The organism is Micromonospora endophytica, assembly GCF_003236305.1.
Lineage (GTDB): Bacteria > Actinomycetota > Actinomycetes > Mycobacteriales > Micromonosporaceae > Micromonospora > Micromonospora endophytica.
Map to the genome: position 1 here is coordinate 23,830 of NZ_POTX01000034.1, position 11,797 is coordinate 35,626.

The following is an 11,797-nucleotide window of genomic DNA, read 5'->3' on the forward strand; positions in this document are numbered from 1 at the left end:
GACCCGATCCTCCTGTGCGGGGTCGTCGATGGTGACCGCGGGCTCGGACCGTGGTCAGCGGTTGAGGTAGGCGGCCAGACCGCCGAGCTCCTCGACTGCCCGCCCGAACCCTACGGGTTCCCCCGGCGCACCGGCCATCGCACCAAAGCTAGTTGAGCGTGAGGGCACCTTCCGGGGCGGCGTGCTGTGCCAGCGCCCGGTCCCAGGCGTACTGGCGGAGCAGGCCGTGAAAGGTGAACCGGTCCTTGCCGCACTCCTCGATCAGGTGCGCGCCGGCGAGCCGGTCGAGCAGCGGGTACGCCTCGGTGAGACAGATGTCGGCGAGCACGGCCGCGGCGGCGGCCGAGAAGTCACCGTCGGGCAGCAGGCTCAGCAGCCGGAACAACCGCTGGGCGGCGGGCGACACGGTGGCGTACGACCGGTCCAGGGCGACCTGGACGGCGGTCTCCTCGTCGTCGTCGGCGGTGAGCGCCGCGAGCCGGTTCCCGGCCCGCAACCCGGTGAGCAGGTCGGCGATCCGGCGGTACGGCCGCTGCGTCAGGTTCGCCACCGCGATCCGCAGGGCGAGTGGCAGGTGGGCGCAGAGCTCCGCCAACTCGGCCGCCGCCTGCGGTTCGTCCCGCACCCGGCGCTGGCCGAGCAGCCGGGTCAGCAGCGTCTCGGCCTCGTCCGGGGTGAGGATGTCCAGGGCGATGCGGTGGGCGCCGTCGCGGGCGGCCAGACCGGCGAGCCGATCCCTACTGGTGATCAGCACCAGGCAGCCGGGACTGCCCGGCAGCAGCGGTCGCACCTGTTCGGCCGAGCGGGCGTTGTCGAGCACCACGAGCATCCGCCGGCCGGCCAGCAGCGACCGGTACGCGCTGGCCGCCTCCTCGCCGTCCGTCGGCACCCGTTCCGGCCGTACGCCGAGCGAACGCAACAGCACACCCAGCGCCTCGGCCGGGCGTACCGGTGGCGTCGGTGCGTAGCCGCGTAGGTTGAGGTAGAGCTGTCCGTCCGGGAAGCGGCCGGCCGCCCGGTGTGCCCAGTGCACCGCGAGCGCGGTCTTGCCCACCCCGGCCGTACCGGAGATCACCACCGGGGTCGCCGGCTGGGCGTCGTCGGACAGCAACGTGTCCAGTTCCTCGATCGCGGACCGCCGGCCGGTGAACCCGGCGACGTCCGCCGGCAGCTCACGCGGCACCGCGGCGGCCCGCACGGTCACCGGCGGGAGGGCACCCGCTGGCGGCACCAGTGACGGCCCGTCGTCGCCCCGGACCAACGACTCGTGCAGGGTGCGTAATCGCTCGCCGGGGGCCACGCCGATCTGCTCGTCGAGCAGCTGACGGACCCGGTGGTAGGCGTGCAGTGCCTCGGTCTGCCGGCCGGACCGATGCAGCGCCAGCATGAGCAGGGCGTGCAACCCTTCCTGGTACGGATGCGCGCCGGTCAGGTTCGTCAACTCCGGCACCAGTTCCCGGTGCCGCCCCAGGTCGAGGTCGAGCTGGACGCGCCGCTCCAGGGTGTTCAGCCGGCGCTCCTCCAAGTGCACGGCGGCGGCCTGCAACAACGGCGTGCTGAGCCCGTCCAGTGCCGATCCGCGCCAGAGGCTCAGGGCGCTGCTCAACGCCCGGCTCGCCTCGACCAGGCTGCCCGCGCCTTCGAGCGCGTCGGCCCGGGCGATCTCCTGGTCGAAGCGATTCAGGTCGAACTCCCAGTCACCGAGCAGGAGCAGGTATCCCGAGCCCTTGGTGGCGATCAGGGTGCCGTCCGGTTGCGCGCCCCGGAGCAACCGGCGCAGGCTGCCCACCCGGTTCTGTACCTGGATCCGCGCGCTGCCCGGAGGGTCGTCCCCCCAGGCGGCACCGACCAGCCGACCGATCGACACCACCCGGCCGGCGTCGAGCAACAGGGCGGCCAGGATGCACTCGCTTCGAGTGCCGCCGAGCGCCAGGATGTCATCCCCGGCGCGAACCTCCACCGGCCCGAGCAGCCGGAAGCCATGTGGCGTCACGTTTCACCCCCGTGCCGAAACGCCAGTTACAAGCGGCGGGAGTTCCTCCCGACCACATTTCCTCAGCTGTTGTTTCTACCCACCTTCGCCACGTCAGACAAGGGAGATCAACCTCTTTTGATCGCAGTCGGCACACCGTGATAGGCCATCAGAATCAGCCGGGCCAGGGCCACCAGCAGGCCCGGACCGAACACCATCAGCCACAGTGGTCGTGGGCCGTCGATTGTGGTGATCAGCACCACCGAGGTGATCACGTGGACGGTGAGCACCGGCAACCGCAGCCGTGCCGACCGCAGCGGCAACGAGGCCACCACGATCGACACGACGGCGATCACGGCGAGGATCAGAAAGATGATCCAGTAGCCGAACACTCGTCGATCCTAACTACTGTGCGCCGGGTCTCCGACGAGGTTGTGGTCCACGCAGAAGTTGGCGCTGCTCGGGTTGTAACCCGCAGGCTGCGGCGGGAGGAGGGAGAGCCCCGACATGTTCCACGGGTTGCCGGAACGGTCCGTCAGCGGAAGGCACCAGCCGAACGGATTCGCCCAGAACGGAACTGTTTCGCCAGGGTCCGGCGCGTTGCTGAACGACTGGAAGTCGCCCCGCAGCACCGGCTGGTTGCTCGTGGAGTTGCCGCCGGTGATCGTCATGGACTGACCGTTACGGTAGAGATACTGGTCCGGCATCCAACTGGCCCGCAGGATGGGAATGTTGCTGTTCGCCCGGATCGTGCCGTCCGCGCAGGCTCTGAAGTTCAGTTCCTGCCAGATCGGTGGCGCGATCACGAACGGACTCGCGCTCAGGCCGGCAAAGAAGCCGTCGTTGAAGAACATGTGGTAGACGTCCTCCACGAGCGGCCGGATCAACTCCGCCGCGCCCAGCCGGTCCAGGTAGTCCCGCATCTCCTCCGCTGGACCGTCCTCACCGAGCATCGGCCGGTAACCGACGGATCCCCCGGAGGTGAACAGCGCCCTGACACACGTCGCGTTTGTGGTCGACGGGTTGCCGTTGGCGTCCACCGCGACCGCGGCCTTGCCGGCGTAGGCGTAGGCACGGCCGGGCAGGACCCCTCCGTTCGTCAGCGGATTGACATTTGTCGATACGCCGTTGTGGGCGTTCAGGTCTTTGGTCTGATAACTCAGGTCGGGCCGCCGGATCCCGTAACCCGTCTCGATCGCGACGAACAGGTCGGTGACGAACTTGGGTAGGTGGGTGTGGCCGGTACGGTGTTCGTACTCCGTGTACTCACTGCCCGCCACGATCTTTCCGGCGCTGTCCACCACGAACGAGACGGTGGCCTTGGTCCGGCCCTTGTGCCGGTTGTCGTCGTCGAAGAATGCCGGCCGGGCGCTGCTTGTCGGACGATCCGTGTACGGCTGGGCGAACCCGATCCAGCGAGCGATGCTCTTGCCGGCCGGATGGTTGACCGGGTCGGTGCCCGCAGCCAGCACCTCCGACCGCCAGTTGGAGGCGTAGGTGCGCACGCTCGCCGGATGGCACCAGCCCCCCGCGCCGGGGGCGCAGTTGGGCAGATCGAGGATGGTCTTGGTCTCGTCCAGCGCCCAGTTGTACAGCTTCTCCCGGCTGGCAAGCGGGCCGCCGAGCCACGAGCTGGGTGGCTGGGTGTCGATGTTCTGGTTCTCGTCGAAGACCGCGACCGCCTCGATCGACTCCTCACGGAAGGTGCCGGTGATCGGCACGAAGGCCATCGCGTCGAAGGCCACGTCCTGCGTGCCGTTACCGTCGGGCGTCACCGAACTCAGCGTTACCTCGGGAACCCCGTTGAACATGAAGGCACCGAGTGACACCCACCGGTTCCCGTTGCCCGGCTGGCGGACCACCCGGGTCCGATCCCCTCGCGCCGTCTTGATCACGTACTTCGCGAACTTGGTGTGCGCCCCGTGGTCCGGCAGGGCCACGTAGACGGCCATCGGCCCGTTGCGCGACGCGTTGAGTTTCCAGGTCGCGTTGACCTCAAGTTTCCCTCCCTCGTCGGCCGCGGTTCTGGTGTGGGTGAACCAGAAGTGCCCACCGAAACCGCCACCGATCTGATGGGTGTCGATCTTGCCGGGGTACTGCCCCGCCGAGTCCGCCTTGTAGCTGAACCGGAAGGTGCCGGCGTTCGTCCAGGGCCGTCCGCAGCCGGGCCGAACCGACGGCGTGCCGTCCGGCACGTCGTCCACGATCTGGGCGTTGCTCGGCAGGCCGTCGAGGGTGCAGCGCGGCGCGTAGGCGGTGCCGTCCTCCTGGTACACGTAGCCCGGGTCGAACCGCAGCAACTCGTTGCCACAGCTGTAGCTACAGTCCGTCTTCCAGGTGCTCGCCTTGTTGTACCAGCACTTCAGGTCGTACTTCCCGGCGGCGCTCTTGTGGGCGCAGGGCCCGGCCGGCGCGCCGATCACCTCCGGGTCGTTCGGCAGGTACGACTTGCCGGGCTCGCAGTTGTTCGTCGCGTCGCAGAACTGCGTCACCGGCGGCTTGACCCGGGACCGGTTGATCGGCGCGGTCATTGTGTCCCCGTTCCACCAGGCCGCCCGGTAGCCGGCGACCAGGGTGCCCGGGCTCTCCAGCACCTCGACCGGGTGTCCGGCCCAGCCCATCACCTTTTCCGGGTACGGCCAGTCCTGCGGATGCGCCGCGTCCTGGTAGGTGACGTCCAGGAACGCCGTCCGGTTCGCCGGGTACGTGGGGTTGACCGGGTTGTTGGCCCAGCCGACGCCCCACGCGCCGTTGTTCGCCGCAGCCTCCGACGCCGGGTAGAACCCGGAGTTGTACGCCCACACCGCGTAGAACCAGTTCTCGATCTTCGACACGTCGCCGTTGTTGATGGTCAGCCCGGCGCCCCGGGTCTGGTTCCACTTGTCCTGAAGGATCCGTAGGCCCGCGGCCACGTTGGCGGCGAAGTCCAGCGCCACCGCCCGCTGCTGGTCGTACGGCAGTGCCGTTTCCCCGGGTTTGGTCCGGCCGGCCAGCCGCATGCCGTCGGTCACCTGCGTGACGCCGTACCCGCAGTCGGCGTCGGACCACTTGATGGTCCAGTCGTCGGCCGGGGTGCTGTTGTAGATGTCCACGCCGAAGTAGTTGCCGATCAGCGGGTTCGCGGTCACGCCGGGCACGGCGAACCGGGCCGCCTGCCACAGGTTCGACTCCTGCGCCGCAATGCCGAGCATGATCTGTGCCGGCACGTAGCCGCCGCCGTTGAGGGTCCGGGGCGGGAACATCCCCTGCGGGGTGTACGCCGGCATGCCCAGGTTCTTCCAGTTCGCCGGACGGTTCACCGTGAGCACGTTCCGCACGGCCTGGTCGACCGCCCACTCCACCTGCCGGGGCTTGGGCTGCATCGCCTGGTTACGGGGGTCGTTACGGGGCACCGAGCAGTAGCGGTCGGCGAAGTCGGCCGGGTCGTTCGGGTCACCTGCGGCGATCCGGGCGCCCTCCTTCGCCGCGCCGACGCCGAGCGCCGGGCTGGCGGCCATCCCCGCGTTCGGCCCCTGCCCGCCCTGGATCCCCTCCGCCGGTTCGGCGGCGAAGACCAGCGGCTGCCCGGACCCGACGGCCTCGGCCGCGATGGCGAGCGGTTGCTCGGCGGCCACCCCCTGCTCCGGTCGGGCCGGGTCCGGCCGGGCCGCCGGCCCCACCGAGCTGACCGCGAGCCGACCGTGCGTGGAGATCCGGCTGCCCTTCGGCACCGCGAGCACCGACACGCTGCCCAGGCCGGTGCCGCGTTCCTGCGCGGCACCGGTGACCTGCACCCGGCCCCCACGGCCGGAGGTCACGTCGAACTCGGTCAGACCACCGGTGGCGAGCGTGCTGACCGTGCCGCGCGCCGACTGGACGCCCTGCTTCGCCGCGACGGGCACGCTGGTCCGGCGGACCGCAGCCCGGTCCCGGCCGACCTGCTCCAGATAGACCACGCCACCGTCGGCGTCGGCGGCGAGCTTGAACGGCACCCCGGCGGCCGGGGCGAGCACCCGCCGGGTGCCGTCGGACGCCACCCGGACCAGCGCGCCGTTGTCGGCGGCGACGATCCCCTGGGCGGTCGGCACCGCCGCGCCGAGTTGGCCGGGCACCACGATCCGCTCCCGCAGCGCCCGGGCCGCCGTGTCCACCCGGACCAGCCGGGTCCGCCCCTTCTCCCCGTCGAGCTGGGTGAGCAGGGCCTGTTCACCCAGGCCACAGCCCGGGTTGTAGTAGGCGAGCGAGGTCTGGATGGGCAGCTTCGTCACCGCGCCGCTGCGCATGTCGACGGTGGCGGTGAACCCACCCCGCTCGAACAGGTCGGTCTTGTTGGTGAAGGTCCGCGGTGCGTAGACCACCACGAGGGTACGACCCGAGCCGGTGAGGCAGGCGTTGCCGATCCACCGGTCGGCCTCGAATCCAGGCTCCGCCAGGCTGGCCAACGTGTGCCAGCGGTACCCGTCCGCCACGTCCGCGATCAGGATGTGGAACCCGACCGAGTCACCCGTGGTGACCCACGCCCGGTCCGGGGACGACTCCCAGTCGGCGCCGAGCACCGCGGTCCGCTCCTGCTCCGGTACGGCCACGGCCGGCGCGGGTGGCCCGCCCGGCGGGGCTTGTCGTTCCGGCTCCGGGGCGGCCTGAGCCACGCCCGACGTTGACGTCGCCAGCAGCACCGCTGCCAGGAGCACACCGGTGCTGGTGCGCCATCGTTCCCTGTTCACCCTTGGGGGTTTCCTTCCCGGAGATCTGAAGTGCCTGCTGAACGCAGCCTCACGTGGGCAACCATCGATTCGTCACCGATCGATCACAGGGCGGTCGCGGTGGGTGTCGGCGGCGCGCTGTCGGATTCCGCCGAGGTACGCGCCCTCGCCGCCGTCCGGCCACCCACGCCGCCGGGCGAGCTGAGCAGACCCACCAGATCGGGAGGAAATCCCCGCTCTCAGGACGGTGCGAGCACCTCGGCGAGCATTCGGTGGCCCTGGGCTTCGAACTGCTCGTCGCCGACCTGGTGGGCCCAGGCCGCGGTGCCGATCGCGGCGCGTACCCGGGTGCGGCGCCAGGCGTCCGGCTCGCGGGGATCGGCACCGTAGCCGTCGAGAAAAGCCGCCTCAAGGGCCGGATCGCGGCGGAAGTCCTGGGCGGCCAGCCGGCTGAAATCCGTGTACGCGGGCCGCATCGCCGCCCGCCCGAAATCGATGACGCTCACCACGCCGTCGTGCACCAGCCAGTTCCGGGGCTGCCAGTCGCCGTGGGTGGGCACCAGGGTCGCCGGTGGCGTCGGCCAGGTGGCGATCTCGGCGCGTAGCCGCCGTACGCCACTCGCCTCGATCCGGTGCGGCCGGCGCAGCCACGCCAGTGACCTCTCGTTCTCGCTGCGCTCGTAGCCGGCGTCGGTGACGGCGACCTGAGCGTGCAGCAACGCCAGCAGCTCACCGGCCTGCCGGTGGATCCCGGGATCGTCGGCGTACCCGCTGCCGAGTACCAGCTCACCTGGCAGATAACGGGTCACCAGGAGTTTGGCATCCGCGCTGCCGTTCACCAGCTCCGGCGCGCGACCCCGCTCGGTCCAGGGGCGCAGCCAGGCAAGATGGGCGTGGAGTTCCCGCTGGATGTGCTGGTCCTCGTCGCCACCGGCCTTGACGATGAATCGGGCACCGGCACGGGTGACCTCGAGGACTGTCGTCGCCACCAGACCCCAGCTGTGGTCTCGTTCGACGGTCGCGCCCGGCAGCCACCGGCCCAACAGCGCGTGCTGTCGGGGTGAGAGGTCGCCGAACCCGATTACCACCACGAGGATGTTACGAGATGCGCGACCGCCTTGCCGGACCCCGCAACGGCGGCCCGGCAAGGCGGTTCCGGGGCTAGGTACGGACACCCTTGATGCCGCTTACCGCCTCGATCCAACCGGCGAGGACGGAGGTCTGGAGCGCGATCGCGTCGTTCAACTCGTTGCCGGTGATGATCATGCCCTGCACCAGGTCACCCTGCCAGACGGCCGCGCCGGAGTCGCCCTTCATCGGCGTACCATCACCCGAATCGAGGCGCATCTGGTCGACCACTGACGCCCCGACGCGCATGCTGCACACCTTCAGCGATTGCGGGATCGGTCCGTTCGGGTACTCACCGCCCCAGCCCCGGACCGCCACCGTCACGCCGGCCTTCAACAGCGAGGGCCCGGCGTTGAACCGGACCACGTTCTGGGTGTTCTGGACCGGCCAGGAGAGTTCGAGAAGCGCGGCGTCGCGTCTTTTGAACTCGTTCGACCAGCCCCGGACCGTGATCTGCTGGCCGTGCTTCGGCCGCCGGTCACCCACCCAGACCCGGATAGTGTTGGGGTCGTCGGGGACGCAGTGGTCCGCGGTCAGCACCCACTGGGCGCCGATGAGGATCCCGGTGCAGGCGTACGTGTTGCCGTAGTTGACCCAGATGTTCACCTGACCTCTGAGTACGCCGCTTGTCGTGCCGCCCATGATGGCCGACGCGGGCGCGGCGGCCCCGGCCACCGAGGCGACCGTGGCGACGACGGCCAGCGCGAGCGCGGTACGCAGTCGGCTGCCGAACCTCGTCATCGCCGTCACCGGATCAGGTTCCACACCTGGTACAACCCGTCGTTGCAGGCCCGGGCGTACGCGTCGTTGATGCCGTGGGTGTCGAGGCAGATCAGCCGATTGTCGAACCAGTTCTGCCGCAGCTTCACCCGGTTCCAGCCGGAGCCCACCCCCTCCAGCCGCTGCGCGCCGGTGCCGGAGTTGCAGGCGTAGGTGTAGAGCCGAGGGCCGCCGTACTCGTCCATGGACAGGCACATCCCGGTGGCCCGGTTCTTCACCTGCACGTACTCGTAGCCGGCCGGTGAGGTGCCCTTGGGCCCGTGGACCTCCCAGGTCTGCCAGTTGTTGCCGGCCTGGCAGGGCAGCGTGTAGACCGGACCGTAGACGGAGCCCGCCGGGGGGAACCCGCTGTCCAGGCAGTAGCCGGTCTGGTAGTTCCTGAACTGCCCGGTCAACACGTACGCCGACGCCGGAGATCCCACCACCAGCACGCCACCCGCGACCATTGCGCACAGCGCGACGAGCCGGGTGATCAACCACCGACGCGTCGTCGTACCTTTGATCGACATTCTGGTCCTCCTGTCGACGATGGCCCGCCCGGTCGGACGGCCACCGGATGAGTACAGCGTCGATCAATGCGGAAGACCATGCAGAACCACAGGCAATAGTCGGACCCGTCGATGCGCTGGCCGTCAGGTGGTGAGCAGGCCGCGAGCGGCGCGTACCTGGTCGACGGCGCGGAGCAACGCCCCGACCACCCGCTCTTCGAGCTGCCCGTCGAGTCGGGCGACCGGGATCGAGAGGCTTATCGCGTCCACCGCGGGCGTGTGCAGCGGCACCGTCACCGCGAAACACACGATGCCCTCGGTGTTCTCCTCGTGGTCGACGGCGTAACCGCGTTCGCGACTGGCCGCGAGGTCGGCGTGCAGGGCGACGAGGTCGGTGATGGTGTGCCTGGTCAACGCCGGGGGCGCGACACCGACCAGCGCGTCGACCACCTCGTCGGCGCGCGCGGCGAGCAGCGCCTTGCCCAGTGCGGTGGCGTGGGCCGGCAGCCGCCGACCGATGGCGCTGTACAGCCGCAGCGGGTGCCGGGACTCCCGCTTGGCGGTGTAGACCACGTGTGCCCCGTCGAGGCGGCCGAGGTGGACGGTCTCGCCGAACTCTCGTGACAGGTCGTCGAGCACGCCGGCCAGCAACCCGACCGCGTCGTCGGTGTCCAGGTACGCGGCGCCGACCTGGAGCGCGCGGACCCCCAGCCCGAACCGGGTGCCGGTGTCATCGGCCTCCACCCAGCCGCGCTGCATCATCGTGCGCAGGATGCCGTGCAGGCTGCTCTTCGGGATGCCCAGGGCCCGGGCCAGGTCGACCAGGGACCGCCGACCGCCGGAGGCGGCGAGTGTCTCCAGCACCTCAAGTGTGCGCCCCGCCGACTTGACCGGCTGGAACCCCTCGGCGACTGCCATGGCGTCACTGTAGCGGGATTGACATCACCGGGATCAGCAGTAGGGTCACGTATGTGACCGCCGTTCATCCTTCTGAACAGTCCGCAGACGTCTCGGAGACCCTGGCCAAGGGACGGATCCTCCCGGTCGTCGTGCTCGACGACGCCCGCGCCGCCGCTCCGCTCGCCGCCGCGCTCACCGCAGGTGGCCTGCGCAGCGTGGAGGTGACCTTCCGCACCGACGCCGCCGCCGACGCCATCCGCGCCATGTCCGAAGACCCGCAGTTGTTCGTCGGGGCCGGCACCGTGCTGACCCCGGGCCAGGTGGACGAGGCCGTCGCGGCCGGCGCTCGGTTCATCGTCTGCCCCGGCTTCAGCCCCCGGGTGGTCGCGCACTGCCAGCAGGTGGGCGTCCCCGTCTTTCCGGGCGCCGCCACCGCCACGGAGATCCAGATGGCGATCGACGCCGGCCTGGACACCGTCAAGTTCTTCCCCGCCGAGCAGCTCGGCGGAGTTGCCATGATCAAGGCGCTGGCCGCGCCCTTCCGGTCCGTCCGGTTCATCCCCACCGGCGGCGTCAACACCGGCAACCTGCGCGACTATCTCGCCCTGCCCGCCGTCCTGGCCGTCGGCGGGACCTGGATGGTGGCGCCCAGCCTGCTCGCCGAAGGCAGGTGGGACGAGGTGACCACGCTTACCGCCGCCGCCGTCAACGCCGCCCGGGAGAGCTGATCCACGATGCCCGTTCTCGATCTGCGCCCCGCCGACACGTGCCGGTACGACCTCGTCTCACTCGGCGAGGTGATGCTCCGACTCGACCCCGGCGAGGGGCGCGTCCGCACCGCCCGCAACTTCCGCGCCTGGGAGGGCGGCGGGGAGTACAACGTCGCCCGTGGCCTGCGCCGCTGCTTCGGGCTGCGCACCGCCATCGTCACCGCCTTCGCCGACAACGAGGTGGGACGGCTGATGGAGGACCTGATCCTCCAGGGCGGGGTGGACACCTCGTTCATCAACTGGCTGCCCTACGACGGCATCGGCCGTACCGTCCGCAACGGACTGAACTTCACCGAACGCGGCTTCGGCGTGCGCGGCGCGGTCGGCACCTCGGACCGGGGTCACACCGCCGCCAGCCAACTGCGCGCCGACGACGTCGACTGGGACCACCTCTTCGGCGATCTCGGGGTGCGCTGGCTGCACACCGGCGGCATCTACGCCGCGCTGTCGGAGACCACCCCGGAGACCATCGAGGCGGCGATGACCGCGGCTCGCCGGCACGGCACGATCATCTCGTACGACCTGAACTACCGGCCCAGCCTCTGGAAGGCGGTCGGCGGGCAGGCCCGCGCGCAGGAGGTCAACCGGCGACTCGCCCGGTACGTCGATGTCATGATCGGCAACGAGGAGGACTTCACCGCCTGCCTCGGCTTCGAGGTGCCGGACACCGACGCCAGCCTCGCCGAGCTGGAGGTGACCAACTTCCGGCGGATGATCGAGGAGGTCACCCGGGAGTTCGACAACTTCCGGGTGATGGCCACCACGCTGCGCACGGTACGCACCGCCACCGTCAACGACTGGGGTGCCATCGCCTGGGGCGGCGGTGAGTTCGTCGAGGCGACCCACCGCCCCGGCCTGGAGATCATGGACCGGGTGGGCGGCGGAGACAGCTTCGCCTCGGGCCTGATCTTCGGCCTGCTGGAAAAGGGCGACCTGGCCATCGCCGTGGAGTACGGCGCCGCCCACGGCGCCCTCGCCATGACCACCCCCGGCGACACCTCAATGGCCGACCGCAAGGAGGTCGAAGCCCTGATCCGCGGCGCCGGCGCCCGCGTCCAACGCTAACCCCCCCCCACC

Annotated in this window: 9 protein-coding genes; 2 read left to right on the plus strand and 7 right to left on the minus strand. The window is 70.3% G+C overall.

Annotated elements, in window-relative coordinates:
* Positions 1-148: 148 nt before the first annotated feature.
* The 7 genes from C1I93_RS07930 to C1I93_RS07960 all read right to left on the minus strand — a co-directional run bounded on the left by C1I93_RS07930 (position 149) and on the right by C1I93_RS07960 (position 9,968).
* Positions 149-1,993 carry an AfsR/SARP family transcriptional regulator gene (locus tag C1I93_RS07930; RefSeq protein ID WP_223256524.1) on the minus strand — a complete coding sequence of 615 codons (1,845 nt, stop codon included), beginning with the start codon at positions 1,991-1,993 and terminating at the stop codon, positions 149-151.
* 107 nt (positions 1,994-2,100) lie between these two features.
* Entirely contained in the window at positions 2,101-2,364 is a 264-nt protein-coding gene (locus C1I93_RS07935; protein ID WP_111242576.1) for a hypothetical protein, read from the minus strand.
* A gap of 9 nt (positions 2,365-2,373) precedes the next feature.
* Entirely contained in the window at positions 2,374-6,675 is a 4,302-nt protein-coding gene (locus tag C1I93_RS07940; protein WP_212808663.1) for a golvesin C-terminal-like domain-containing protein, read from the minus strand.
* 218 nt (positions 6,676-6,893) lie between these two features.
* The gene (locus tag C1I93_RS07945; protein ID WP_212808664.1) at positions 6,894-7,742 is read right to left on the minus strand and encodes a phosphotransferase; all 849 of its coding nucleotides are present in this window, start codon (positions 7,740-7,742) and stop codon (positions 6,894-6,896) included.
* 73 nt (positions 7,743-7,815) lie between these two features.
* Positions 7,816-8,523 carry a trypsin-like serine protease gene (locus tag C1I93_RS07950; protein WP_146603458.1) on the minus strand — a complete coding sequence of 236 codons (708 nt, stop codon included), beginning with the start codon at positions 8,521-8,523 and terminating at the stop codon, positions 7,816-7,818.
* 5 nt (positions 8,524-8,528) lie between these two features.
* Positions 8,529-9,071 carry an RICIN domain-containing protein gene (locus C1I93_RS07955; protein WP_111242578.1) on the minus strand — a complete coding sequence of 181 codons (543 nt, stop codon included), beginning with the start codon at positions 9,069-9,071 and terminating at the stop codon, positions 8,529-8,531.
* A gap of 123 nt (positions 9,072-9,194) precedes the next feature.
* Complete coding sequence (locus tag C1I93_RS07960) at positions 9,195-9,968, minus strand: IclR family transcriptional regulator (protein ID WP_111242579.1); 774 nt, start codon at positions 9,966-9,968, stop codon at positions 9,195-9,197.
* A gap of 53 nt (positions 9,969-10,021) precedes the next feature.
* Here C1I93_RS07960 and eda point away from each other — a divergent pair, with 53 nt between their 5' ends.
* On the plus strand, positions 10,022-10,678 hold the full coding sequence (eda, locus tag C1I93_RS07965; RefSeq protein ID WP_111242580.1) for a bifunctional 4-hydroxy-2-oxoglutarate aldolase/2-dehydro-3-deoxy-phosphogluconate aldolase: 657 nt from the start codon (positions 10,022-10,024) through the stop codon (positions 10,676-10,678).
* Between the two features lie 6 nt (positions 10,679-10,684).
* On the plus strand, positions 10,685-11,785 hold the full coding sequence (locus C1I93_RS07970) for a sugar kinase (RefSeq protein ID WP_111242581.1): 1,101 nt from the start codon (positions 10,685-10,687) through the stop codon (positions 11,783-11,785).
* Positions 11,786-11,797: the final 12 nt, after the last annotated feature.